The organism is Natrinema pellirubrum DSM 15624, assembly GCF_000230735.2.
GTDB classification, from domain to species: Archaea; Halobacteriota; Halobacteria; order Halobacteriales; family Natrialbaceae; genus Natrinema; species Natrinema pellirubrum.
Map to the genome: position 1 here is coordinate 1,860,005 of NC_019962.1, position 26,254 is coordinate 1,886,258.

The 26,254-nt window shown below is 60.3% G+C and carries 21 protein-coding genes and 1 pseudogene; 14 read left to right on the forward strand and 8 right to left on the reverse strand.

Features of this window, described 5'->3' with window-relative positions; translation table 11 throughout:
* The first annotated feature begins 38 nt into the window (after window positions 1-38).
* Window positions 39-2,684, forward strand: coding sequence for a hybrid sensor histidine kinase/response regulator (locus NATPE_RS08960; protein ID WP_275040179.1), 2,646 nt, complete (start codon window positions 39-41; stop codon window positions 2,682-2,684).
* Between the two features lie 1,313 nt (window positions 2,685-3,997).
* Complete coding sequence (locus tag NATPE_RS08970) at window positions 3,998-4,750, forward strand: IclR family transcriptional regulator (RefSeq protein ID WP_006182331.1); 753 nt, start codon at window positions 3,998-4,000, stop codon at window positions 4,748-4,750.
* A 16-nt stretch (window positions 4,751-4,766) separates the two neighbouring features.
* Here NATPE_RS08970 and NATPE_RS08975 read toward each other — a convergent pair whose 3' ends face one another.
* Window positions 4,767-5,555: an enoyl-CoA hydratase/isomerase family protein gene (locus NATPE_RS08975; protein WP_006182332.1), complete on the reverse strand. Its 789-nt coding sequence runs from the start codon at window positions 5,553-5,555 to the stop codon at window positions 4,767-4,769.
* A 141-nt stretch (window positions 5,556-5,696) separates the two neighbouring features.
* The gene (locus NATPE_RS08980) at window positions 5,697-7,265 is read right to left on the reverse strand and encodes an acyl CoA:acetate/3-ketoacid CoA transferase (protein WP_006182333.1); all 1,569 of its coding nucleotides are present in this window, start codon (window positions 7,263-7,265) and stop codon (window positions 5,697-5,699) included.
* 138 nt (window positions 7,266-7,403) lie between these two features.
* On the opposite strand from NATPE_RS08980, the gene NATPE_RS08985 reads away from it, so the two are divergent.
* Window positions 7,404-8,528: an acyl-CoA dehydrogenase family protein gene (locus NATPE_RS08985; protein WP_006182334.1), complete on the forward strand. Its 1,125-nt coding sequence runs from the start codon at window positions 7,404-7,406 to the stop codon at window positions 8,526-8,528.
* A gap of 10 nt (window positions 8,529-8,538) precedes the next feature.
* On the opposite strand, the gene NATPE_RS08990 is transcribed toward NATPE_RS08985, so the two are convergent.
* Both NATPE_RS08990 and NATPE_RS08995 read right to left on the reverse strand, forming a co-directional pair.
* On the reverse strand, window positions 8,539-9,651 hold the full coding sequence (locus NATPE_RS08990; RefSeq protein WP_015298696.1) for an IS630-like element ISNpe13 family transposase: 1,113 nt from the start codon (window positions 9,649-9,651) through the stop codon (window positions 8,539-8,541).
* A gap of 49 nt (window positions 9,652-9,700) precedes the next feature.
* Entirely contained in the window at window positions 9,701-10,564 is an 864-nt protein-coding gene (locus tag NATPE_RS08995) for a 3-hydroxyacyl-CoA dehydrogenase family protein (protein ID WP_049897277.1), read from the reverse strand.
* A 130-nt stretch (window positions 10,565-10,694) separates the two neighbouring features.
* On the opposite strand from NATPE_RS08995, the gene NATPE_RS09000 reads away from it, so the two are divergent.
* Both NATPE_RS09000 and NATPE_RS09005 read left to right on the forward strand, forming a co-directional pair.
* Window positions 10,695-11,861, forward strand: coding sequence for a thiolase C-terminal domain-containing protein (locus tag NATPE_RS09000; RefSeq protein ID WP_006182335.1), 1,167 nt, complete (start codon window positions 10,695-10,697; stop codon window positions 11,859-11,861).
* Complete coding sequence (locus tag NATPE_RS09005; protein WP_006182336.1) at window positions 11,861-12,247, forward strand: Zn-ribbon domain-containing OB-fold protein; 387 nt, start codon at window positions 11,861-11,863, stop codon at window positions 12,245-12,247. Before NATPE_RS09000 ends, NATPE_RS09005 begins: the two co-directional genes overlap by 1 nt.
* Before the next feature lie 48 nt (window positions 12,248-12,295).
* Here the strand turns inward: NATPE_RS09005 and NATPE_RS09010 are convergent, their stop codons facing one another.
* Complete coding sequence (locus NATPE_RS09010) at window positions 12,296-13,933, reverse strand: acyl-CoA synthetase (protein ID WP_006182337.1); 1,638 nt, start codon at window positions 13,931-13,933, stop codon at window positions 12,296-12,298.
* A 187-nt stretch (window positions 13,934-14,120) separates the two neighbouring features.
* Between NATPE_RS09010 and NATPE_RS09015 the strand changes: the two genes are divergently transcribed.
* Together NATPE_RS09015 and NATPE_RS09020 are read left to right on the forward strand one after the other, a co-directional pair.
* On the forward strand, window positions 14,121-15,818 hold the full coding sequence (locus tag NATPE_RS09015; protein ID WP_006182338.1) for an acyl-CoA mutase large subunit family protein: 1,698 nt from the start codon (window positions 14,121-14,123) through the stop codon (window positions 15,816-15,818).
* Window positions 15,819-15,947: 129 nt separating this feature from the next.
* Complete coding sequence (locus tag NATPE_RS09020) at window positions 15,948-16,364, forward strand: cobalamin B12-binding domain-containing protein (protein WP_006182339.1); 417 nt, start codon at window positions 15,948-15,950, stop codon at window positions 16,362-16,364.
* Between the two features lie 1,451 nt (window positions 16,365-17,815).
* Here NATPE_RS09020 and NATPE_RS09025 read toward each other — a convergent pair.
* Window positions 17,816-19,246, reverse strand: a complete 1,431-nt coding sequence (locus NATPE_RS09025; protein ID WP_015298958.1) for a S8 family peptidase — start codon at window positions 19,244-19,246, stop codon at window positions 17,816-17,818.
* A gap of 160 nt (window positions 19,247-19,406) precedes the next feature.
* On the opposite strand from NATPE_RS09025, the pseudogene NATPE_RS23020 reads away from it, so the two are divergent.
* From NATPE_RS23020 to NATPE_RS09045, 6 genes and pseudogenes are all read left to right on the forward strand, one after another.
* Window positions 19,407-19,555, forward strand: a pseudogene (locus NATPE_RS23020) (PadR family transcriptional regulator); the annotation flags it as partial.
* Window positions 19,556-19,730: 175 nt separating this feature from the next.
* Window positions 19,731-20,348 carry a peptide-methionine (S)-S-oxide reductase MsrA gene (locus NATPE_RS09030; RefSeq protein ID WP_006182342.1) on the forward strand — a complete coding sequence of 206 codons (618 nt, stop codon included), beginning with the start codon at window positions 19,731-19,733 and terminating at the stop codon, window positions 20,346-20,348.
* Window positions 20,349-20,488: 140 nt separating this feature from the next.
* A complete protein-coding gene (locus NATPE_RS21250; protein WP_006182343.1) occupies window positions 20,489-20,926 on the forward strand; it encodes a DUF1810 domain-containing protein in 438 nt (145 codons plus the stop codon).
* A 4-nt stretch (window positions 20,927-20,930) separates the two neighbouring features.
* On the forward strand, window positions 20,931-21,425 hold the full coding sequence (locus tag NATPE_RS22215; protein WP_049804938.1) for a site-specific integrase: 495 nt from the start codon (window positions 20,931-20,933) through the stop codon (window positions 21,423-21,425).
* A 232-nt stretch (window positions 21,426-21,657) separates the two neighbouring features.
* Window positions 21,658-22,323 (forward strand): nucleotidyltransferase domain-containing protein, encoded by a 666-nt coding sequence (locus NATPE_RS09040; protein ID WP_006182344.1) that lies wholly within the window; start codon window positions 21,658-21,660, stop codon window positions 22,321-22,323.
* Window positions 22,310-22,792, forward strand: a complete 483-nt coding sequence (locus NATPE_RS09045) for a hypothetical protein (protein ID WP_006182345.1) — start codon at window positions 22,310-22,312, stop codon at window positions 22,790-22,792. Before NATPE_RS09040 ends, NATPE_RS09045 begins: the two co-directional genes overlap by 14 nt.
* A gap of 306 nt (window positions 22,793-23,098) precedes the next feature.
* Here the strand turns inward: NATPE_RS09045 and NATPE_RS09050 are convergent, their stop codons facing one another.
* On the reverse strand, window positions 23,099-23,890 hold the full coding sequence (locus NATPE_RS09050) for a hypothetical protein (RefSeq protein ID WP_006182346.1): 792 nt from the start codon (window positions 23,888-23,890) through the stop codon (window positions 23,099-23,101).
* Between the two features lie 314 nt (window positions 23,891-24,204).
* Here NATPE_RS09050 and NATPE_RS09055 point away from each other — a divergent pair, with 314 nt between their 5' ends.
* A complete protein-coding gene (locus NATPE_RS09055; RefSeq protein ID WP_006182347.1) occupies window positions 24,205-24,729 on the forward strand; it encodes a type IV pilin in 525 nt (174 codons plus the stop codon).
* 53 nt (window positions 24,730-24,782) lie between these two features.
* Here NATPE_RS09055 and NATPE_RS09060 read toward each other — a convergent pair whose 3' ends face one another.
* Window positions 24,783-26,219: an IS66-like element ISNpe24 family transposase gene (locus tag NATPE_RS09060; protein WP_015298959.1), complete on the reverse strand. Its 1,437-nt coding sequence runs from the start codon at window positions 26,217-26,219 to the stop codon at window positions 24,783-24,785.
* Window positions 26,220-26,254 lie beyond the last annotated feature (35 nt).

Here is a 26,254-nt window from a genome sequence, read left to right on the forward strand (position 1 = left end):
TTCAGATTTATATGTCCTCTCCCGATAATTGTCTGAGCATGGTTGCCCCTCGCCGAGAGAATACTACTTCTCCAGGAAATACAAGCGGCAAAAATACGATTTCTGTCCTTCTCGTTGACGGTCACGTTATCGTTGCCGAGATGGCTTCCCAGTTCCTCGAGGCGAACGATGAGCGGTTCGATGTTGCGACGGCGTCCAGTGCCAGTGAGGGGCTTGATCGACTTTCCCAATCGGAGTTCGATTGTGTCGTCAGTGAGTGCCAGATGCCAGACATGGACGGCCTAGCATTTCTACAGGCTGTCCGAGAAGCGTATCCGGAGGTGCCGTTCATTCTGTTCACCGGGAATTCGGACATCGCGGGTGACGCTATCTCAGCCGGTGTCACCGATTACCTCCAAAAGAAGCCCGGTTCTGACCAGTTCTCCGTCCTAGCCAACCGCATCGAAAACGCGGTCCACCGAACCAGAGCGGGACACCGCCTCGAGGAAAGTCAGCGACGCTTCCGAACGCTGCTCGACAACGTTCCGGGGATGGCCTATCGATGTCGAAACGAACGTGGCTGGCCGATGCTCTTCGTCAGCGATGACTGTGCCGATCTCACGGGATATGAGCGGGCATACCTCCTCGACGGCGACCGTCGTTACGGCCGAGACGTAATGCATTCAGATGATCGCGACCGAGTCTGGGACACTGTCCAAGACGCTTTGGAGGCCCAAGAGCCGTTCCGCGTCGAATATCGCATCCGGACTGCTGACGGCACGGAGAAGCGGGTCTGGGAGCAGGGTCAGGGCGTGTTCGAAGACGGCGAGGTCGTCGCTATTGAGGGGTTTGTCACGGATATAACGGAGCGATCGGAGTCCCAGGAACAACTCGAGTATCAGTCTTCTCTGTTGGAAGCCCAGATGGAGACCACGATCGATGGACTACTCGTCGTCAACGAGGACCGCACTGTTGCCGCCTACAACGACAAGTTCGTCGATATGTGGGAGATACCCGAAGAGGTGGTCGAGACGGAATCGGACGAGGCGCTGTTGGACTGGATCGTCGAACACAAGCTTGTGGAGCCGGAAGCGTTCATGGAGTTAGTCGACAATCTCTACGAACGCCCCGAGGAAACGAGTCGCGACGAAGTCCGGCTTAGGGACGGCCGGGTCTTCGACCGCTATTCAGCTCCGGTCATTGGTGACGAGGGAACCCACTACGGCCGGTTGTGGGTGTTCCGCGATATCACCGAGCGCAAAGAGCGCGAGCGGGAACTCGAACAACAGGAATTTCTCTTCAGTCGGGTCCAAGCAATCGCTGACATCGGCATCTGGGAATACGATACACGAACGGGCGAACTCACGTGGTCAGACGGTATCTGTCGCATTCACGGGGTCGCTGATGACTACGAGCCGGCCTTAGCGGACGGACTCGACTTTTATCACCCTGATGACCGCGACGAGATTGCTGCTGCAGTTACCCGTGCGATCGAGGACGGAGAGCAGTACGACCTCGAATTGCGTATCGTCCGCCCCGACGGCACAGTCCGGAACGTTCGTACACAGGGAGAAGTTAGCACGGACGAGAACGGGGAGACGGAACTCGTTCGTGGCGTCTTTCAGGACATTACCGACCGAAAGCGACGCGAGGCGGAACTCGAAGAGGAGCGGGAAAAATACGCGACGCTGGTCGAACAGAGCCACGACGGCATCGCGATATTCCAGAACCGGAAGTCCGTCTTCGTCAACTCCCGGCTGGCGGCTATCACCGGCTACGAAACGGACGAACTCTGGGGGATGCCGGTCACTGAGCTAATCGCGCCGGAGGACCGCCAACTCGTCCGGGAGCGGTACGAACAGCGACTCGATCCAGCTGTCGACCCGCCGCCGTCGCGATATACGCTGACCTTTGAGACCAAGGATGGACGCAAGCGAGTCGCTGAAGCAAGTTTCGCCGACATCAAGTATGAAGGTGCGCCGGCAGATCTCGTGTCGATCCGAGACGTAACCGAACGACAGCAGTACGAAGACGAGTTGGAACGTCTCAATGAGGAACTGGAGGTGCTAAACCGAGTCGTTCGTCACGATATCCGCAACGACATGGCGGTCATGCTCGGGTGGGGCGAACTGCTCGAAGACCACGTCGACGACGCGGGGGAAGAACACCTCGAGAACATCCTCACGAGCGGCGAACATATCGTCGAACTCACGGAGATCGCCCGTGACTACATCGAGACGCTGACGAGTGACGGTGAGGTAGACGTCAAGCCGACGCGCTTAGAGCAAGTACTAACGAACGAAATCGCCCTTCGTCGAGATGCACACCCGGACGCGGAGATCAGCGTCGACGAACCGATTCCGGCTGTCACCGTTCGGGCGAACGAGATGCTTTCCTCGGTGTTTCGGAACCTCTTGAACAACGCCGTCCAGCACAACGACAAGGACACGCCGATAGTCGAGATTGCTGCCGAAGAACGAGAAGACGATGTGTACGTAGCAGTCGCCGATAACGGACCGGGGGTTCCTGAAACCCAGCGCGAGCGGATATTCGGAAAAGACGAGATGGGGCTCGAAAGCAGTGGCACGGGCATCGGGCTCTATCTGGTGCAGACGCTCGTCGACCAGTACGGCGGTACTGTCCAGGTCGAGGACAACGAACCGGAAGGAGCCGTCTTCAGCGTCACACTTCCGAAAGCGGACTGAGGTCGGTGGCATTCTCGCTCGCCGGCAGCGTTGCCGGTTGTGCTGGTCTCCTCGAGGAGGAATCGGTCCCCATCCAACGGTCGTGGCAGACGGGGGCCGTGCGCCGTCGTCCGTCGCCATGACTGCTGGCGGGCAGCTCTTGACTGGCTCGCATAGCCCGTTCCGTGATCGGCCGATCGTCGCGGGGCTGGACGCTCAGACCGGTGAGATCTCCGGGGACGAATACTTTGAGAACGAGAATGTTGGCCGTTTTATATTAAGTGTGATGTGTTCGATAGCGCACCGACTTCCGCGGTTTTGTATCGAAGCCGAAGCCCCGGATCGATAGTGTACAGTCTGGTGGGAGATTGCACCATGGCGAGAAACACGGCATCATCGAACGCATGGTCCACCGTACGTTCGTGAAGAAATCATCCTGTTGACGTGGCCGTTATCGTCGAATACAGCCGGTAATGCCGGATTTCGTTCGTTTCCGGATCGATAGCAGCGTCCAGCCGATAGCGATACCCACGGAGTTGCAGCATCGTCCCCTCAAGCGTGCGTACCCCGAATTTCCCTCCGCTGTTGATCACAGTGCGAGCCCAGCCATGGACTGCCTCACGACTGCGTTCGACACTAAACTATCCAATTGTCGAGTAGTGTTCGAAGGCGAGAGGTTGGCAGACTGAAACCGAATCCTGAGTTCCAGCAACTGACGCGGTGTCAGCTCTCGAGCGATACGACACAACTCGACCCAATCGCACAACCATTGAGTCGGTCGGTTTTTACCATGGCTAAAAATCGTACCGATGTAGTGTAGGGTCAGCTTGTCGACTGGCGTTGTTCGTGATCGAGTGCTGTCTGTCCGCGACTCTAGTGGACTCCTCAATGATCAGTTCACCGTCAACTCCCCCCCCATAGATTACAATCATACGACCGTAAATGTCGGGCGGATCGACCGCTCGAGCATCGTCGCGTGGTCGTTTCGGAGCAGTCACACGACCGTCGGCGCGCGGATCTAGTTTCGGGAGAGCGGAATAGGTCGATTTCGACAACGAGATGCGCTCAGCGAGCGGTGTCTGGAAAATAATCGCCGATATCCGGCTTGCCGCATTTCGTCACACCCGAAACGGACTGCAGCGCCCGGACGGCGATCACACAGCGACGGCATCACCCTCCGAGTACTGCTGAGTCGTATCCGGCAGAAACCGACGGCTCGAGTCCATAGCGGCCGCGGTCGGTTCGGAGTTCCAGTCACGATCGACCGGTACAACTCGAAACACCATTCAACAGAGCCGAAACATTTCTATGAACGCGGTGGAATGATGAGGGTGATGACGGGCACAGCAAACCGATCGGTCGAACGGGCGTTCAGGATCGTGGACGAACTCGCGGAAAACGGGGGCGGGCGGGTATCGGAACTCGCGGATCGTCTCGAGATGCCCGTCAGTACCGTCCACAACTATCTCCAGGCGCTTGTCGAGACGGGCTACGTCACGGTCGAGGACAAGGAGTATTCGACGACGACCCGGTTTCTCGAGGTCGGTCACCGACAGCGCCATCGCTTGGAGGTGTTTCAGGCCGTCAGCGACGAACTTCAGGATATCGCAGCCGAGACCGGCGAACACGTGACGCTGCTGGTCGAGGAAAGCGACCAGTGTGTGATCGTCGCGGTCCAGGAAGGTCCCGACGCCGTGAACCTGTTCGCGTATCCCGGTGCGCGCATGCCGTTGCACGCGGCAGCCCCCGGGAAAGCGATTCTGGCACACATGCCCGAGGACCGCGTTCAGGGGATCATCGACCGGCAGGGCCTCGTGGAGATGACGAACCGGACCATCACCGACCCCGACGCCCTCTTCGAGCAGCTCGCAGAGATCCGCGAGCAGGGGTACGCCATCGACGAGGGCGAACGCATCGCCGGCATGGTCTGTATTTCCGCGCCGGTGCTGGACAAAAGCGACGAAATCCGTGGGGCGATCTGTGTCTGTGGCCCACAGAGTCGAATCGACGAGAAACGCCGCGACGAGATCGCCGACATCGTCAAGCGATCGGCGAACGTGACGCAGGTCAATCTAGATTACGTCTAACCCGGTCCCGTCCCCTCTAGCGGCCGACGAACTCGGGCTCGCCGTCGTCGAAGAAGGCATCGAGACCGCGCTCGTAGTCCTCCGTTCGGGTCGCGTCTGCGATGCCGTCAGTCTCCGCCGCGAGCTGTTGCTCAAGCGAGCGCTCGTAGCTGTCGGTCAGCAGTCGGGTCGTCGTCCCGAACGCCGCGGTCGGCCCTGCCGCAAGCTCGGCGGCGAGTTCGGCCAGCCGGTCGTCGAACTCGTCGCTGGGGACGACCTCGTTTGCCAGTCCCAGCTCGTGGGCCTCCGTAGGGCTGATGGGGTCGTCTTTCAGAACGAGTTCCTTGGCGGCCCGCAGCCCGACGAGTCGCGGCAGGAAAAACGTCGCGCCGCCGTCGCCGGTCAGGCCGATCCCGGGATACGCGAATTTGAGCGTCGCGTCCTCGCCGAGGACGAGCAGGTCCGGGAACAGCGTCAGGCTAAAGCCGATCCCGGCGGCGATGCCGTTGACGCCGCCGACGACTGGTGTCTTCGTCCGGTGGAACTGGACGATCGCTTCGTGGGCCCGTCCAGCCAGCTCCCGGATGTGGGCCGCGTCGGACTCGTCACCGGAGAGCGCGCCGAGGTCCGCGCCGGAGCCGAAGAAATCGCCCGCATGCGTGAGGACGATACATCGCGTGTCGGGGTCCTCGCCGAGGGTCGTCGCCGCTGATACCAGTTCGTTGGCCATCTCGAGTGTGAGCGCGTTTCGCCCGGCAGTACTCTCGAGAGTCACCGTTGCGACGCCGTCGTCGTGATCGATCGAGAGGTTGTCGTATGCAACCATCGGATCGGTATTTGACGTAATCTCGCTTAACGGTTCCTGCTTTGTCGGTTCGAGAACGGGTGCGGCCCCGTCTATAGTAGCTCTTGAAAGTCAATGCACACCCGATCGCAGGACCACGTTGCGATCGGTGTGTAAATCGTTTCAAGAGCTACTATCGATCGCGTCGGTCAGGTCGAGCGACTCGTCGGCAAACAGTGCGGGGTTCATCTCCGTGAGATCGTCGGCCACGAGCGGCTCGAAGCCCAACTGGTCGATCACGTCGGCTTCGACGTCGATCCCGGGCGCGACCTCCGTGAGTTCGAGGCCCTCGGGGGTGAGTTCGAAAACCGCGCGCTCGGTCACGTAGACGATCGGCTGGTCGATTTCGACGGCGTACTCGCCGCTGAACGTGATCTGCTCGACCGAGTCGACGAACTTCGAACTCGAGCCGTCGCTCTCGATCGAGAGTTCACCGTCGCCGGCCTCGATCTCGAGGCCGTCGGTCGTCAGCGTGCCACAGAAGACGACCTTCTCGGCGTTTTGCGTGATGTTGATGAAGCCGCCACAGCCGGGGAGCTGGGAGCCGAATCGGCTGACGTTGATGTTGCCCATCGCGTCGACCTGTGCCATCCCCAGAAAGCCCATGTCGAGGCCACCGCCGTCGTAGAAGTCGAACTGCTGGGTCGAGGAGACCAGCGCCTCGTGGTTGACCGCGGTCCCGAAGCTGATGCCGCCGGAGGCAGCGCCGCCGACCGGTCCCGACTCAACGGTCTGGGTGATTTCGTCTGCGATGTCGCCTTCGGCCGCGACCACCGGGACGAGTTCCGGGACGCCCACGCCGAGGTTGATGACCGAATCCGGCTCGAGTTCCATCGCCGCCCGGCGGGCGATGATCGTCCGCTCGTCGAGCGGGAGCGGCTCGCTGTCGTCGTCGGTCGGCTGCTTGATCTCGCCGCTGTAGGCGGGGTTGTAATCTTCCGCGTACGTCTGCTGGTGGTGACTCGGCGGGGCTTCGACGACGGAATCGACCAGCACGCCGGGGACGGCCACGTCGCGGGCGGTGAGCGTGCCCGACTCCGTGACGCGCTCGACTTGGGCGATCACCGTGCCGCCGGAGTTGTGGGCGGCCTGGGCCATCGCCAACACGTTCGAGTCGAGGGCTTCCCGTTCCATGGTGATGTTGCCGTCCTCGTCGGCCGTCGTCCCACGGATGATCGCGACGTCGATCGGCACCGAGTGATAGAAGAGATACTCCTCGCCGTCGACGGTCATGACCTCGACGATATCCTCGTCGGTGATGTCGTTGGCCTTCGCACCGTCCTGGCGCGGATCGACGAACGTTCCCAGCCCGACGTGGCTGATCGTGCCGGGTTTGCCCGCGGCGGTATCGCGAAGCAGGTGATCCATCACGCCGAAGGGGAGGTTGTAGGCCTCGATCTCGTTGTTGACGATCTTTGCCATCAGGTCGGGCGTAAAGCCCCAGTGGCTCGCGATCGTGCGCTCGAGCATCCCCTCTTGGACCAGATGCGAGAGCCCACGGCCCTGCCGGTCGCCTTCCGCGGCGGGGTGATAGAGGGTGAGATCGCGGGGCTGGCCCGTTTCGGCGTATCGCTCACCGAGTGCCTCGAGAACGTATTCGGGAATCCCGACGGCGACGAAGCCGCCAACGCCGACCGTATCGCCGTCGTCGATACGTTCGACTGCCGCCTCTCTGGACTGTCGAATCGTCATACCTCACTCTCACGGGAGCCGCTACTTTTAGTTACCTATCTCAGCGCCACGCTGCCGTAACAAGCGCTCGCACCGGTATCGACGGCGTTCTCACAGCGGAATCGTACGCTTTACTATCCCGCCCCCGAATCAGTGTGTATGGAGCTAACAGACAATCAGCAGCTGATACGGAACACCGTCCGTGAGTTCGTCGAGAAGGAAGTCGTCGAGACGGTCGACGAACACGACGCGGCCCAGACGTTTCCGGAAGACGTCTGGGACGGACTCGCGGAACTCGATCTGACCGGACTCACGGTCCCTGAAGAGTACGGCGGGTTCGACGCCGACAAAGTGACCTACAGCATCGTTAACGAAGAGATTGCGCGGGGGCATCTGGCAGTTGCGACGGCACTGTCGGTCCACTGTCTGGCCACCTCGTGTATCCGCCAGTTCGGCACCGACGAACACAAAGAGGAGTGGCTGCCGAAGATGGTCGACGGTCGCCCTGTCGGCGCGTTCGCGCTCTCGGAACCCGACGCCGGCTCGAACCCGGCCGAGATGAGTACCGAGGCCCGCCTCGAGGACGGCGAATACGTCATCAACGGGAAGAAACAGTGGATCACGAACGGCAAACGTGCGGGCGTCGTTATCCTGTTCGCGAAGACCGACCGCGACGATCCCGACACCGTGACTCAGTTTCTGGTGCCCAAGGACACGCCCGGCCTCGAGATCGGCAAGAAAGAGGACAAGCTCGGGCTGCGTGCCAGCGACACCACGACGCTGCTCTTCGACGATGTGCGGATCCCCGAGGAGAATCGCCTGACCGAAGTCGGTGACGGGCTCAAGGCGGCGTTCTCGATCCTGACCGGTGGCCGAATCGCGATCGCCAGTCAGGCCGTCGGCGTCGCCCAGGCGGCTCTCGACGCTGCCGTAAGCTACGCCAACGAACGCGAACAGTTCGGCGAGCCGATCAGCAACCATCAGGCGATCGCCCACAAGCTCGCGGACATGCAGACGAACGTGCAGGCCGCACGCCTGCTGACACGTGACGCCGCCCGGAAAAACGACGGTGGCCTCGATCCGCAGGCAGCGAGCATGGCGAAGTACTTCGCCAGCGAGACGGCGGTCGACGTCGCAAACGAGGCGGTACAGGTCCACGGCGGCTACGGCTACACCAAGGACTTCGACGTCGAGCGCTACTACCGCGACGCCAAGATCACCACGATCTACGAGGGGACCTCCGAAATACAAAAGGAGGTTATCTCACGGCACCTGACCGAGTAACGCGTAGTGATTAGCAAATCTTATTGAGAAATCCACTGAGGTGATTGTCAATCCACGATGCAGCGAAACTCAGTTTCTCGGTCAGTTGGTCGAACAGTTCGTCAAGGAGTCTCCGGTACTCGTCTTCGCCGTTAACAATCAACGGCGAAGACTCCCACTTGAGACTCTTCCAGACAGGTTCGATTGGGTTGAGGTCCGGGGAACCAACCGGAAGGAACACCAGATCAATCCCGAGTTCATGAGCACGCTTGCGCGTGTGCTTGCAGACGTGTGACGAAAAGTTATCCAACACGAGCAGAATCCGCTTGCCGGGATTCTGCTCGCGGATCTCCTCGAAACACCCACAGATTTGTTCTTTCTCCTGGTTCGGTGGGAACGACAGCACGCTCTCTCCGTTGAGCGCATAGAACCCGGCCGCTGGTGTATCGATTTTCACCAGCGGCCGAGTGATATGTGGTTCATCGACCGTATACAGTCGCTGAGAGTTGTCCCATGGTTGTGGATGCGAGACATCGAAAAATCCCACCACAGTCCCGCCATCAGTGCAGATATCCTCATCGGTACGCCACTTCTCTTCGTCGTCATCGTCGTCACTCTCGCGCTTATTATGTGGCTGGTCGTGAGCATCCTCGTCGAACGCGTACTCAACGCGTTCGTCGAGGATCTCTTCGGCGTTGTCGGGTCGATCAGGCCGTTTTGTCCGAGGAATGGCGTAGGAAAGGCCGAGATTGTGTAGGAACGTTGGGAGGTAGTGTGGATGATATTCGACGTCGAACTCCTCGTCGAGAAGGTGCTGAATCTCCTGTTTTTTCCACGGTTGTCCCTCACGTAGTCGATCGATGAGTTCGTCTTGTTGGTCTTCGTCGAGCTTCGGGGGCCGACCGCCCCCGAAGTTCGGAGTGAGTTTGCCGAGACCTCCTTCGTTCCAGCGGTTAACCCAGTTCGTGGCGGTGCCCTCAGATTTCCCGACGTCGTCGGCGGCTTCCTTCAGCGTGGCACCCTTGTACAGCCGTTTGATGAACACGAGGCGTTCGAATTCCTTCTGATCGTCTGCCTCGCCGAGAAGACGATCCAGATCTTCTTCACTCAGGTGTCGCACGATTTTCTTCTCTCGACCAGTCACTACACTAAAGAGATACTTCTACTCAATAACTTTCCCGAATCACTACGCGTTACTCGTATTCGTAGAAACCGTGTCCAGTCTTTTTGCCGAGATCTCCCGCTTCGACCTTGCGCTTGAGGAGATAGGCCGGCTTGTACCGATCACCTAACTCCTCGTGGAGCGTCTCGGAGGCGTGGAGACAGACGTCGAGGCCGATGTGGTCGGCCAGCGTCAGCGGCCCCATCGGCACGTTGGTCCCGAGTTCCATTCCCGTGTCGATGTCCTCCTTCGAGGCGACGCCCTCGTCGTAGGCCCGGATCCCCTCGTTAATCCAGGGCATCAGGATCCGGTTGGTGACGAAGCCGGGCTTGTCGTCGGCCTCCCAGGTCGTCTTCCCGAGATCCTCGGCGAATTCGTGTGCCAGCTCGGTGACGTCGTCGTCGGTCTTCTCGCCGACGACGATCTCGACGCCCTCCATCACCGGGACGGGATTCATGAAGTGCAGCCCGACGACGGCCGCCGGTCGCTCGGTCGCGCTCGCGATCGAGGTAATCGAGAGCGTACTCGTGTTCGTCGCGAGGACGGCGTCGTCGCGACAGGTCTCGTCGAGGTCGGCGAAGATGTCGCGTTTGATCTCGAGGTTCTCGACGGCAGCCTCGACGACGACATCGCAGTCCGCGAGGTCCTCGAGGTCGGTCGTGCCGGTGATCCGGTCGCGGGCCGCGTCGGCTTCGTCCTCGGTCAGAGCGTCTCTGCTGACGAGTCGGCCGAGACTGTCGTCGATCGTCTCGAAGCCACTGTCGACGAACTCCTGTTCGACGTCGCGCATGACGACGTCGTAGCCTGCCGTTGCGGCGACCTGTGCGATACCACTGCCCATCGTGCCAGCGCCGACGACGCCGACACGGTCGATCGTCTCTACGTCTGCAACCATCATTCCGTGGTGGTCGGACTGTCGTAGTAAATGTCCCGACTCTCGTCAGTGACGGAACCGACGGTCACAACCTCCGGCCGTCGTCCGACACAGCTATACCGCACGAACTGATATGAGACGGTGATAACTAATGACACAGGTGCAACTCGCCGGCACAGGCATGACGACGTTTGGCTCTCACCCCGATCGGACGGGCAGGGACATGTTCGCAGACGCCGGGCTCGCCGCTCTCGAGGACGCCGGCGTCCCGGCTGGGGACGTCGACGAACTCTTCTACGGCAACTTCGTCGGCACCCTCTCGGAAGGACAGGGTCATCAGGGGCCGCTCATGGCGGAGGCACTCGGCACGACCGTCCCATCGCGACGGATCGAAAGCGCCTGTGCCTCGAGCGGGCTCGCGGTCCACGACGCCGTGCGTGCGATCCGAAACGGCGAGTCCGATGTCGTCGTTGCTGGCGGTATGGAGCGGATGACGAACATGGGCACGGCCGGGGCGACGAAAGGGCTGGCCAGTGCGGCCGACGATCTCTATGAAGTCCGGGCGGGTGTCACCTTCCCCGGCGCGTACGCGCTGATGGCTCGGGCCTACTTCGACGAGTACGGCGGCACCCACGAGGATCTGGCCCATATCGCGGTCAAAAACCACGACAACGCACTCGCCAACGACCACGCCCATCTCCGGCAGGAGATCACGGTTGCGGACGCACTCGATGCACCCGAGATCGCGTCACCGTTTACCCTGTACGACGCCTGTCCGATCAGCGACGGGGCGGCCGCGATCGTCTTGACCACCCCCGAATACGCCGCGGAACACGACCTCGAGGCCAACGTGGCGATCACGGGTGCCGGCCACGGCGGCGATACGATGGCGCTGCACGATCGCCAGTCGCTCTCGAAGACGCCTGCAACCCGCGACGCGGCAGTAGACGCCTACGACGACGCCGGCATCGAACCCAGCGATATCTCCGTCGCGGAGGTTCACGACTGCTTTACGATCGCCGAAGTCCTCGCCCTCGAGGGGCTTGGCCTCTACAGTCACGGCGAGGCGATCGGGGCAGCCCGCCGCGGCGAGACGCGCCGTGACGGCGAGTTGCCGGTGAACCTCTCCGGCGGCCTGAAAGCGAAGGGCCATCCCGTCGGCGCAACCGGGGCCGCCCAGGTGGCTGCCATCGCGACGCTGCTCGACGGCACCCATCCGCGGGCCGACGCCGTCGACGACGCCACGGTCGGCGTCGCCCAGAACGCCGGTGGGACCGTCGCCAGTGCGACCGTTCACGTTCTGGAGGTGATGGAGTGATGACGGACGTGACCAACGGCGAGTACGACGCGTTCCTCGAGGCGCTTGCAGCGGGCGAGGGCTACTACCGCGTCTGCGAGAACGGGCACGGCCTGCTGCCACCACGGCGTGCCTGCCCGCACTGTGGCGATCGCAATCTCACGGAGCGGGACCTCCCGTCGGCCGGCGAGATCGTCACGCACACGACCGTGTCCGTCCCGACGCCGCAGTTCGAAGACGACGCCCCCTATGTCACCGCAGTCGTCGACTTCGGCGGCGTCCGACTCACGGGAGTCGTGCGGGGCATCGATCAAACGGCCGTCGAAATCGGTGACCGCGTCACCGCGACCGTCGAATCCAACGAGACTGACGGCGAGCGGACGATCGTGTTCCGGCCGGCAAAATAACGGGCCCGATTCGCGATACGAACGCCATTCGAACGGTCGTCGACCCGGCTACAGGCCGTGTTTCTGCTGCTCTTCTTTGCGGAGTTCGACGCGGCGGATCTTCCCGCTCGAGGTCTTGGGGAGTTCGTCGGTGAACTCGATCCGGCGGGGGTACTTGTAGGGGGCCGTTTCTTCTTTCATGAACGACTGTAAGTCGTCTTTCAGTTCGCCGGTGCCCTCGTGGCCCTCGGCGAGGATCACGTAGGCCTTGACGACGCTGCCGCGTTCTTCGTGTGGACTGTCGACGACGGCGGCCTCGGCGACGGCATCGTGGGTGACGAGGGCATCCTCGACCTCGAAGGGACCGATGCGATAGCCCGACGAGATGATGATATCGTCGGCCCGGCCTTCGAAGAAGAAGTAGCCGTCTTCGTCGCGGGAGGCGAGGTCGCCCGTGCGGTAGTAGTCGCCGGAGAGTTTCTGCTCGTCGAGGTTCGGTTTCTCGTAGTAGCCATCGAAGATCGCCGGCGAGTCGACCGGCACGGCGATCTCACCGATCTCGCCGGGCTCGACCGGTTCCTCGTCGTCGACGTCGATGATCGTTGCGCCGACACCGGGCGTCGGCTTGCCCATGCTGCCGGGTTTGACGTCGATTCCGGGGTAGTTCGTCACCAAGGCAACGGTCTCGGTCTGGCCGTAGCCGTCACGCGGGGTCACGCCCCAGGCGTCCTGAATGCGCTCGATCGGCTCGCGGTTGAGTGGCTCGCCCGCCGACAGCGCGTCGTTGAGGGTGACATCGTAGTCCTCGAGGTCGGCGTTGGCGAACATCCGGTACTGGGTCGGGACGGCACAGAGCTTGGTGACCCCTTCCGCCTCCATGATCTCGAGGAACGTGTCGGGCTCGAACTCGCCGTCGTAGATGAGTTGGGTCGCGCCCGTCGTCAGGCCGACGCCAACCGGGCTCCAGAACCACTTCGCCCAGCCGGTCCCCGTGGTGGCCCACAGCAGTTCGTCCTCGAGGTCGGTGTCCTCGTCGACACCCCACCAGTAGGGGGCGTTGATCCGGTTGAAACAGTACTGCCAGCGGTGTTTATGCAGCACCGGTTTGGGCTGGCCGGTCGTTCCGCTGGTGTAGTTGATCGTCATCGGATCCTCGGCAGCCAACTCGGGCCCGTCGTAGTCGGTCGACTCCTCGGCCATGACGTCCGCGACCGTCGTCCATCCCTCGCCCTGCAGATCGTCTTCGGAACCGTCGAGGACGATGACCCGCTCGAGTGGGGTCTCCTCGAGTACCGGTTCGACCATGTCGGTCAGCGATTCGTGGACGACGATGCTCGTCGCGGTACAGTCGTCGGCTCGGAACGCGATGTCTTTCGAGCGCAGCATCGACGAACAGGGGACCAGCAGCGAGCCGGTCGCCAGCGCACCGAGTTGGATAGCGAACGCGTCGGGATGGCGCGGGAACAGGTGCATCACCCGGTCGCCCTCGGTGACGCCGAGGGACTCGAGGCCGTTGGCAAAGCGGTTCATGTCGTCCCGGATCTCGGCGTAGGTCCGTTCCTCACGGCCCCCCTCGTCGTCCAAGAACCGGACGGCGACGCGATCGCCGACCGAGTCGGCGTGGTCCGTGACGACCGACGTGATCGCATACGAATCCGGGATATCCCACTCGAAGCTGTCTGCTTCTGTAGTGTAATTAACACCCATACGCTGCCAATCAGAACGCGCAATCTTGAATCTTTTGTTACAATTGGTAATTTGTATCATCTATATATTCCATATCCATCGTACTCCCGGTGTCGGCCGCCGACTCCGGCCGTCGATCGTCACTTGCGCCGGAGAGTCGCCTCGAGCGGCACAACATTTTAGAAGAGTTGCATCTATACGCTAGACAATGTTCGACGAGCAAGAACTGGCGGAGATTTCCCAACAACGGGAGTCGTGGGAAGCGGAGACGCTCGATCCGTCGTTAGAACGCGGCGAGCGCAAAGAGCGATTCGCGACGGTCTCGAACCACGAGGTCGATCGCCTCTACACGCCCGAAGACATCGCCGACCTCGAGTTCGACGAGGACCTCGGGTTCCCCGGTGAGCCACCGTACACGCGGGGGCCGTACCCGACGATGTACCGCGGGCGCACGTGGACGATGCGCCAGTTCGCCGGGTTCGGGACCGCAGAGGAAACCAACGAGCGCTTTCACTACTTGATCGACGAGGGCCAGACCGGGCTCTCGACGGCGTTCGACATGCCGTCGCTGATGGGGATCGACTCGGATCACCCAATGAGCGAAGGCGAGGTCGGCAAGGAGGGTGTGGCCGTCGACACGCTCCGGGACATGGAAATCCTGTTCGACGGCATCGACATCGATGACGTGTCGACCTCGTTTACGATCAACCCGTCGGCAGCGGTCATCTACGCGATGTACATCGCGCTGGCCGACCAGCAGGGCGTCCCCCGTGACGAAGTCCGGGGGACCCTCCAGAACGACATGCTGAAGGAGTTCATCGCGCAGAAAGAGTGGGTCATCCCGCCGGAGCCCTCCCTTAAGATCGTCACTGACACGATCGAGTTCGCCGTCGAGGAGACGCCGAAATTCCACCCGGTCTCGATCTCGGGCTATCACATCCGGGAGGCCGGCTCGACCGCGGCCCAGGAGGCCGCCTTTACGCTCGCCGACGGCTTCGCCTACGTCGAGGACTGTCTCGAGCGCGGACTCGATGTCGACGAGTTCGGCCCGTTGCTGTCGTTTTTCTTCAACTCACACAACTCCATCTTCGAAGAGATCGCGAAGTTCCGGGCCTCACGCCGTGTCTATGCCCGTCTGATGGAGGAGTGGTACGGCGCGGACGAGCCCGAATCCAAGCGTATGAAGTTCCACACCCAGACGGCGGGCCAATCGCTGACGGCCCAGCAGCCGCTGAACAACATCGTCCGGGTGACGATTCAGGCGCTGGCAGGCGTCTTCGGCGGAACCCAGTCGTTGCACACCAACAGCTTCGACGAGGCGCTGGCGCTGCCAAGCGAGAAGGCAGTCCGCGTCGCCTTGCGGACCCAGCAGATAATCGCCGAGGAATCCGGCGCGGCCGATATCGTCGATCCCATGGGCGGCTCCTTCGCCATCGAGAAACTCACAAACGAGATGGAAGCCGAGATCATGGACTATCTCGAGGAGATCAAAGCAATGGGCGACGGCTCGATCCGCGACGGCGTCCTCGAGGGCATCAACCAGGGCTACTATCACCGCGAGATTCAGGAAGCGAGCTACGAGTACCAGCAACGCGTCGAACGCGGCGAGGAAGTCGTCGTCGGCGTCAACGAGTACACCATCGAGGAAGACACTTCGCCGGAGCTGTTACACGTCGACGAAACGACGCGGGACCGCCAACTCGAGCGCTTAGAACAGGTCAAAGCCGACCGCGACGATGCGGCCGTCGATGCGACGCTCGAGGCGCTGTCGGACGCGATCGAACGCGACGAGAACGTCATGCCGTACATCGTCGACGCCGTCAAGGCCTACGCAACGATGGGGGAGATCATGCAGGTCTTCGAAGACCACCACGGCGCGTATCGAGAGGAGATCAGCCCAGTCTGAACCGGTCCCCCATCGGATGTCGCTCCCCGCCTTCCGGAGTCGGTCTTTCCCCGGTCTGAAGCGCCGTTTCGGCGGGCGAACCTGGCAGACTCCGATAGAATCATACGGTTCCTCTTCGAACCGCGGCCCATGAGTATCGAGAACGATGAGCGGACAATTCGATGTATGGTTGCAAAGGTCGGTCTCGACGGCCACGACCGTGGCGCACACGTCATTTCTCGAGCGTTCCGTGACGCCGGCTTCGAGGTCATCTACTCCGGACTACACAAAGCACCCGACGACATCGTCCAGGCTGCAGTGCAAGAGGACATCGACGTCCTCGGCATCTCGATTCTCTCCGGGGCGCACGATACGCTCGTCCCGAAAATCATGGACGGCCTCGAGGAATACGGCGCGAAAGAGGAGACGCTCGTACTCGTCGGCGGCGTGATTCCGGAAGAGGACCGCGACGACCTCAAAGCGGCAGGGGCTGCTGCGATCTTCGGTCCCGGAACGTCGATCGAAGAGACGATCGACTTTGTCCGTAAAAACGTCCCCGACCGGTAACCACGGATGGCGGTCGATCGCGATCACAGCGGGCATCTATCGCTATGTTTGAAACTCTCGGATAGTGGCCACAGGCGATGTTCAGATTAGCTAGTTCCAGCAATACGCGTAGCTCTGGAGTCAGGTTTCGGCGGTTGCTAGTTCTGCATTTCTAAAAAGTATCTAAACTGGTAGGTATAACTATTTACCTCTTGAAAGAGACGTTCAACAGTACTCCAATTTCCATGAGTCTCGTTTCGAAATCGGAGCCCATGTCGGTGGAGTGCAGCGTAGAGCCAGGGGCCTGAACCGACGAGAAACACAGCGTCTTCGACGCCGTCTTTCTCGGGTAGTTCAACGAGAAATTGGCTGATGAGTCCAAATTTCGCGTTGGAAAGTATTTACCGTGGAGGTTCATCAGTTTCGGGAGCGACAGTAGCGTACAGCCAGTACCGCTGATCGTCGAGTTGGATCACGGTTTCGTCACGCACGACGTGATCAGATTGGTTCCCATCTGTCGGCTGTCGGTCGGATTTTTGCAGAGTTCTAGACGGTCGATCGTGCCCGTTTGACACCGAACTATATGAGATATATACAGTATCTAAAAGTGATGGTTAGCACAGCTAAAGTTGGATATGCAACTAAACGAGAATGCGTGTGTTCTCGTCGTTGAGGACCGCACACTCGGCGACCATATGGTCTTCCGCACCGTCACCCTCACCGCTCGAGCGAGTTCGTTGCCGTACAGGACTGCGTAGTTCAGGTGGTTGCCGGTCGGTTTCAGACAGCCATGGACGGTCAGCGAGGCGGTCGGACAGCTACTCGTCACCGCCGTTCGTCGCGGCCTTCGCCGGCGGTTGTACGTCGACCTCGTTGATCGGCTGTGGATCGGTGTTGTTGATCGGCCGTTGTGCGACCTCGTCGCGGGTCCGTCCCGTCGCGATCGAACCCGAGGACTTCGCCGATCACGAGGTCCTTCGCGTCCGGGTGCAGGTCGTCAGAATCGGATGCCGAATCGGGGGTCGGTGTCTCATGCTACTCTCGCCCGATTCGGCAGTCTTCCATACGGCGTGTGAGGCGTTAGCACTGTCGGCTGCGTTGCCAATGGACGTGCCGCCGTCGGTCGCGGCCTCGAGGAGTGCTGCATACACAGCACGTGCCGTTTATCTGATATTTTCGGTCACGGTGGCAAGAACAGAGACTGAGAGCTACTTCCCGTATCGCACTCGTGGTGCGGAGTCCACAGTGGTTCAAGTCTACACACGAATCCAAGACTGGGAAGCAGTTCAGGGATCAATGCCCTCGATTTGGTCATCCATCTCGAGTATACTCGCGAAAATCAAACACGTGATCGGTGCTTCTACTCGGCCGCCAAAACAAGACTCGAGATGGAGAACGAATGACCAAAGGCAGAACTGTAGGCCGACGTAAACATGCATCTGGGAAGGATGACCGAAAAAGGCTAATTCGCGTTACTTCGCGGCTTTGACCAGACGCTCGAGGTCGAGATGCCCATCGCCGTGGTACAACTCGCCTTCCTCGGGCATGGTTGCAGTATCTTTGATCAGACGCTCAACCTCTTCGACACCTGTGTCGGGGCGGAGCGACCGGACAAGTGCGACCGCAGCCGTTACCTGCGGTGCCGCCATCGATGTACCTGCCTTCCACCCGTAGCCGGGGACGACATTCCCCTGCTCGTCCGTCGAAATGACCGTCGAATAGACGAGATCGTTGTACGCGTCGGGGTTCTCCGAAAGCGCCTCCACATCTGCGTTCCCACCGGCAGCACTCACGTCGACGGCACTCCCGTAGTTCGTGTAGAAAGCTGGCTGGGTCGTCGGCTCCTCCAGCCGGTCCCCCGTCAGCCACTTCTCCTCGTTGTCACTTTGTTTGTCGCCCCAGCCGACGCCGATCGGACCGGTCGCGCTCACCCCGAAGATGCCCTCAACCTCCGTCGGGAGGCTGAGGATGTTCTCCGTGTCCATGTTCAGGCCATCGTTGCCAGCGGAATTGACGATGAGCATTCCCTTCTTGCGGACGGCTTTCGCCGTCCGGCGGTATGCGTCTCTGATACCTATGAGCCACGGGTACTCCTCCGGATCAACGTACGGGGCCGGGTAGCCGACGCTGTAGTTCGCGGCATCGCAGCCGACCTCTGCGGCGTAGAGAAACGCGGCCAGCGAATCGCTCGTGTAGTTTTCTTTCCGAGAGAACACTCGGAGTGAAACGATTTCCGTATCCGGTGCGGTCCCGAGGCCACCCCCCGCAGGACCGTCGTTGGAGTTCGTCGCTGCGATGATACCAGCGACGTGGGTGCCGTGGTCGCCTGCACCGTTCGGCTCGAACCCGAGTCCATCGGTCGTGAAATTGGCTGATAACTCCTCGTTCACGACGCCTTCGAGGTCCGGATGGTTCGGGTAAACCCCTGTGTCGACAACTGCGACGCGAGTTCCCTCTCCAGTGGTCGTATCATGGACGGATTTTCTATCGTCGGGCTTGTCGGTGTAGTCCCCGACGTCCTGTACCCGTTTGTCCCACTGGTACTCGGTGTTCTTTGGCGGACCATCGTGATTATGGCTGTTGCTCCGCTCGTCAACGGAGGGACCCGACTGTTCCTTGACTGCACCACCTTTGTCACCGCTCCAGTCGACCTTTATATCCGGCGTTGTCGCGAGCGGCCCGCCAACCTTGCTCTCATCGCCTTGTGCAGCAAGCATATCGATTTCGGAAAGGTCGTGGACGATCTCTACGTCTTCGGGGACTTGCGCCCGTGAGACCTCTCGTAGGTCGATCAGGAATCGGGAGTCGGCTTTCTGTGCGCTGGCCGCTCCGGCCCCGAGTATTGTTGTACTAATCACTGCGCCCGTTGTTTGAAGAAGCCTCCGCCTACTTTGGTTTGACATACCATGCACAATCATAATCACAAAAGTAATAAAACTATTTAATTATAGAATGTTTGATAACTGGGCGGTGTCGTTTTGCTTCGTCCGATCGAGAATGCCGAGCATCGACAGTTCGGCGAGGTGGTTGTGGAACGCCCGCCCACCAAGTGACTCACCCAGCCGCCTGTATCCGAACCTCGATGAGGTCGTCGAGAAAGGCAGTGCCGATCGGTGGACGAACTTCTATACACTGACTACCCGCGGTCGACGTGAATTCGAAGCACGTCGGAGTGGGAACAACAGGACACCAACGAGTTACTCTCGGAATAGCCGCACCCAACCTACCTGGCTCTGATAAATACCAGCTGGATCATCTGGATGTGTTGTCTGAATGATGGGATAGGGTTCAACTGGCGATTCCAGACGGAATGGCTGTACGGATCCACGTATGAGTCAGGGTTAACTGTTCCTGTCCCCGAGAGAAGCTACTGGTTGATCCCCGCCTATGATGCTTACCCCACCACTCATCTCCGAATTCGATTCGAAGGCACCTGAAAACACTGAGACAGCGACGTTTGGACTCGGATGTTTCTGGGGGCCCGATGCGGCAGTCGGCGCAATAGATGGCGTTATTCGTACGCGAGTCGGGTATGCAGGTGGAACAAAGCCCGACCCCTCCTACGAGGTCATCGGTGATCATACTGAGGTCGTTCAGGTGGAGTACGATCCTGACCAGCTATGGTTTGAGGATCTTCTCGAGTGGGCGTTCTCGGAACACCAGCCCTCCCGTCAGCCTACCAAACGTCAGTACCAGAACATCGTCTTCACCGAAACGGACGACCAGTACGAACAACTGCAGGCGTTCTTGGATGAGAGCGAGTTCGATCGGGAGCGACTCGAGACGCGGTTTGAAGAACTTAATGAGTTCTATGTTGCGGAGGACTACCATCAGAAGTTTCAGCTTCGGGGGAAACGCTGGATCACCGATGTTTTCGACGAAGCAAACTACGATGCTGAAGCAGTCAGGGAGTCACCGGCAGCGGCGAAATTAAACGCTCACGCTGCGGGCTACGACGTGGATGTCCCCTTCCTGCAGCAGCCCTACGATCGACAGTCAAGGTGACCCCTGTGCCCATCTGGAATCTTCAGTAGAAAATTCGGTCCTGAAGCAGGCCAAGCCAGTTGCAGTTGAGTAGAGAAACGCTCCGGATAATTCACCGGGTGCTTTAACACTGAAATGTCGCAAGAATTGAATTAGAGAGGATGACAGGCTCTGATGATCCATATGACCTGCAGCGGTTTGTTGAAGCTCAGAATCCCGTAATAGAAGATGTCAAGGAAGAACTGCAATCGGGCCGCAAACGCACTCACTGGATGTGGTACGTTTTTCCGCAGATGGAGGGACTCGGTCGGAGTCAGATGGCACAGCGCTACGCGATTTCGTCACAGGATGAGGCTGAAGCGTATCTATCGCACTCGACACTTGGCCCGCGACTGCGTGAATGTACAGCGATCGTAAACTCCGTCGAAAGACGTTCTGCGAACGATATATTCGGATTGCCAGATGACCTGAAATTCCGTTCTTCTATGACACTCTTTGAGACAGTCGCTGACGATCCTGATGTATTCAGAACGGCCCTGGAGCGATATTACAGTGGGGAGCGTGACTCGAAAACGTTAGAACTGCTGGAGGACCCCTGAGGTGATGCGAATCAAGGAGATGCTCGACTATGAACAAGCCGAGCCGGTCCAGATCTACCTCGAGCGCTACGAATACGCGTCGCTGCCCCACGTGACGATCGCGCTCCTCTGGCACACGATGATGCGGCTCGGTGCAACTCGAGCGCTCGACGTTGGCGACTACTCGCCGGAGGAACAGTATCTGACCGTCGAACACAGGCCTGTGACTGGGACGCCGGTCAAGAAGGAGACGCAGGGCGAGCGACACGTCGCTTTGTCGGGTGAGCTATGCTTGCTGCTGGACGACCGTGATCAGCACCCAGATGTGACGGACGAGTACGGTCGGGAGCTGCTCCTGACGACGCCGTACGGCCGTTCATCCAAGTCGAACCGTTCGGACGATACGACTATCAGTACACGCGACCGTGCGCCGTCGAGTAGGAGTGTCCACACGACCGCGATCCGAAGGCCTGTGAGGCCACCAACACCGACGAACTGTCGAAGTGCCCGTCGAACGTGAATCCGCATGCGATCCGGCGGGGAAGTATCGCGCACCATCTGAATAGCGACGTGCCGAAAACCACCGTCGGAGACCAGACGAACGTAAGCCAGCGAATGCTCGAGATGCACTACGACCGACGGACTGAAAGGGAAAAGATGGAGCAGCGGCGGGAGCATCTGGGGACCATCTGAGCGGGCTCCGAGACGAAAATCGTTATATACAGTGCAACGCGTTATACAGCATATAACAAATGGCCGTCGAAGTACGACTCCCGCTCCCGGACGAGCAGGTCTTCCGGTACGCGGCGATGGACGACATCGTCGAGCTACTCGCCCGCAACCCGACCGAGGAGTTCTCGAACCGAGATCTCCAGCGACTGACCGGGTACGGCGGTCCCAGCGTTTCGAAGGGGCTCTCCCTCCTCGAAGCGATGGGACTCATCGTCAGGCGCGACGCTGGGAATCGGACCCTCTATCGGATCGACGAACGCCGGCTTCGCGACGCCGACGATCCGCTTCTCGAAATCCCGCAGGCGGAGTTTCGTGAACCACTCGGGCGATTCGTCGACCGAGTGAACGACGAAGTGCCCCCAGTCGCTGGAATCCTTTGCTTCGGCAGCGTGGCACGCGGCGAGGCGGATCGCGCAAGCGATATCGACCTCTTCGTCCTGGTCAACGAGGATGAGGATCCGGTTTCGGTGCGACGAACTGTCTCGGACGTCGTTCGCGATCTCGAGGAAGAGCCGATCGACGGCGATCGGTACGAGTTCGAGGTCTTCATCGAATCACCTGAGAGCGCCCGCAAGCGCGGCGAGGATCTGCGCCCCCTCCTACAGGAGGGGGTTCCCCTTGTCGAAAGTGAGACGCTCCGGCGGGTGAAGCGCGACATCTTCGGGGTGGACGATGACGTCGAATGAACTCGAGGCGGCGCTCGGAGACGCCGAGGACGCGTTCCAGTGGAAACCACAGAACCCGGAGGTCGGACTCGAACACGTCTCCGATCCGGCCGCCCTCCAGTTGCGGAAGTCGTGTCGCCTCCTCGATGCCGCCGGTTTCCTCCTCGATCGGAACGGCCACTTCACCGTCATTATCGAGAGTTCCTTCGTCGCGATCGAACGCTCGATCCAGTTCTACGTCGAGGAGAAGGGATACGACGTCGCCGGGCAGCGCCACACTGATATCTACAAGTTGGGAGTGCAAGCGGGGCTCTTCTCGCGGGACGTCGCCGACCGGCTCGAGGAACTCTGGCGCGAGAACCGGTCAGAATCCTACTATCGGACCGGCGTCGCCGGCGAGTACCGAGCGCAGACGATCTACGAACTCGCGGTACAGCTCCACGACGAGATTGTCCAATTGACTCGGACCCGGGACTGCCTCTGCGAGTGACCACGGTTGACCCCCTAAGTGCGATGCGGGGGGCCACGTCTGGCATGCGTGTTGAGGACGGTGACGAGTTCGTCGAAATCTTGCTCGAGTGGCACTCGAAAACGGATGTCATGATCTACCGTGGCGCGATCCGGGTGCCTCTCCCTTCGAGATACTGCTCGCCAAGTTCATGCTCCAGCAGACCTCGGCGGAGCAAGTCACCGGCGTATACGGCGAATTCGTGGAGCGATGCCCAACGACCGGAGCCGTCTCACGGCCGCGAGTCGGTCGCAAAAGAGATCGGTAACGGGGCCGGACCCATCCCACCTATCGCACGGTGCCCAACTCGCGGGCCGCGTCCGCCGAGACGACGATATCCCGCTCCCGCAGCGAGACGCCGCCGCCGGCCACGTCGTCGATCAACGCGGCCAGCGACTCGAGATAGTCCCGGTTGCGATTTTCCCGCAGCGTGAGTGTGGCCTTGCCCTGGTGTTCGACCGCCCGATTTTCGAGATAGGCGTAGGCGAAGGTCTCGCGCACGTCGGCGGGCGCACCCTCGAGATACGCCGGGAGCGTGAGTCGGTGGTCGGCCTTCGGCCCGACCGGCGCACCGAGGACGGCCAGCACGCGACCCAAGACCGACGCATCCTCGGTCGGGCGGGCCTCGTCGGCACGGCCGTCCCGATCGGCGACGATCCGATACTCGAGGCCGGCTAGCTCGAGGGCGTCGATCACGTGACTCTCCTCTCCGCGGTGGTTCAGGGCGAAACTCGGCTGGTGGTATTGTTCGGCGATCGAGCCACCCGAAAAGACGTTCGCGACGAGTGTATTCAGGGCGGTAAACGCCGGGTCGCCGTACTCGGCCTCGAGCCACCCGTACTCGCGGGCGGTCTCGAGCCCGCGCACCGCGTCGGGTTTCGCGCCGTCGAGCCACGGGCGAATGCGACTGCGGGGCAACTCCAGCGCCGAGGCGACGGCACTCGAGCCCTTGTCCGGGTGCCGCGCGGCGTAGTCCATGACCTCGCGGTAGTCTGTGACAGCGTCGTAGGTGTCGGCGTAGGCGCGACTGTCGTAGGTGCGCGCGAGCGCCTGTTCGGTGACGAGATCGGCATCGGGCATAGGACAACGGTTTGGGCGTGGTTGCAAATTGATGTCGATTCCCGGTGTTCGTGTCGAAATCGCCCGCCAGCGGCGGGTTCAAGCGGGTGTTGGAACCGGGATAGCAGCCGCTGATTCTCAGAACTGAAAGTGTGAAAAGTGGGACTATCAGGTATCTATATATGTCCCCGGCGGACTGGTTACTGGTGAGCATCGGACGACGGCGGCGAGAAAGCGGGGACGATGGGTTGGTCCAATCCCCCTACCTGCATGCCTCGGTTCGCCGAGGCGATAGATAAGCTTTCTCACCGTTCACGGCCGGTGCGTGATAACAGATGATTGATGGTAAATCAGTACGAAAGAAACTGATCGGAAACGACGAAAACCGCGCCGTGAGCCCCGTCATAGGGGTGATATTGATGGTGGCAATCACTGTCATACTCGCGGCTGTGATCGCGACCATGGTGATGGATATCGGGAACGACGCCGCAGAACAAGAGGCGAACGCAGGTGCCTCTGTAGATACCAAGAACCACGAGATTCTTGCGTCATGGACTTCGCAGGGTAACTCCGACAAGCTGAACGTGAGTGTCGAGTACGAGGTTACGGGCGAATCAGACGATACCCATGAGAGTGAGGTTTCTCAAGAAATCGGTAGCGTTGGAAAGACTGCTTCGTGGGATTCCGAAACTCTAGTTAGTAAAGCGGATCTTGACACCAGCGGCGATACCAATACTGTTGACGAGATTACTGGCACGATTACCGTAACAGCCAAAATCGACGGTGGATCGACAACAGTGGTCTCGACGGAGACATTTACCTTCGAGGACCCAGGCGTGACCTACGACAAGACGACGTAACCAGTCGCCGATAGCTATACAACCGGTGTCGTTCTTTCTTTCGTGGTATGTGTTTACCCCGAGGTCTCGACAGCCGGCACAGCGTGAGCCCGTGAGATCATATCATTGCTGCTGACGACTCGACGAAGCTCTTCGTATGGATTGCGTCCCTGCTGGCGCCACGTCGCCAGCAGGGACAAGATCGTCTCGTGAACGAACATTCCTCGGTCATTACGGAGCGTTCCGATGATTTTCCGGAGAACCACTGGTTCACGAAGCGCGTTCTCTGCGGCATTGTTCGTCGGAGAGACCGCTGGCTCACCGACGAAGGTGAGCCAGTGGTCAAGACCTCCTTCGATCTTCCCGAGCAGTGTTGCCACTGGTCCGTCGGGTACTGACCGTTCAATCAGCGATTCAAGCTCTCTTCGCGCCACACGCTGGAGGTCTGCTCGCTCACGGACTGTCAAGTCGCTCTCCAGCCGGGCCTGGAGAGCGACGTACACCTGTCTGAGAGCGTGGTAGATCGGTTCACCTTCTGCCTGCTTTTCCGCGGCGTCTTCAGCCTCTCGAAGAATGTGCGCCCAACACCGCTGGAGGTTGCTGCTGAAAGCTGGGTACGCCGTCCACCCGTCACAGATGACCGTTCCCGCGAAGTCCTCACCGAGGACTTCCGCGGGAACATCACTTCCACGACTCTCTCTGACCGCGTATAACGTATGCTGAGCGGTCTTGAACGTCCAGATCCACGCCTGCTCACCCTCACGTTTGATACCTGTTTCGTCGATATGAACCACGTCGGCATCTTGGATCTCTTGACGGATCTGGTCGTACTCACAGCGACCGGCGCGCGCAGCGCGCTCGGTCGCGTGCCACGCGGATGCACCCGAGAGTTCGAGTCCATGCAGTTGCTCGAAGCGGTCAGCGATCTTCCGGTAGGGAAGGCGATGATCGTACCGTGACAGAGCTGATTGAGCGATGACGTTCACCCCGAACTGCCCCTCATCGGGGCAGTCGGGGTGAGCCGCAACTGTCTCTGTTCCACAGGAATCGCACTGGTAGTAGTGGCGGTTGTACCGGGTGATTTCTGGGGGCTGCGGATCAGGAATCTCCTCGACGAGTCGGGGGCTGACGCCCACCGACTCGTCGAAGTGGTCGCCACACTCAGGACAACAGTCACAGGTGACTTCGATTTCTTCGTCGGGATCAGCTGTAGAACGCCACTCCGGATCGTGACCGTCCTTTCGACCAGGAGTACCGCCATCAGTTCGGACATCGTCGTCTTCGTCGTCCTGCGAGGTCGGGGACTCATCGGTCCCCGACCGTCGCTTGCTGGGTGGAGTGTGCGGATTCTCGTATTTGCGAAGACGTGTTTCGAGTTCTTCGACCCGCTCGTCTTTCTCTTGCAACTTCTCTCGGAGCTGTGTGTTCTCTTGTTCAAGCTCTTCGACTCGTTGTTCAAGTTGCAAAAACCGGGAGAGCAACTCGTCCTTGGTGAGATCATCTCCGTTCACAGATCCCACCTTCCAGTACAGACAGCGGAGGCAAC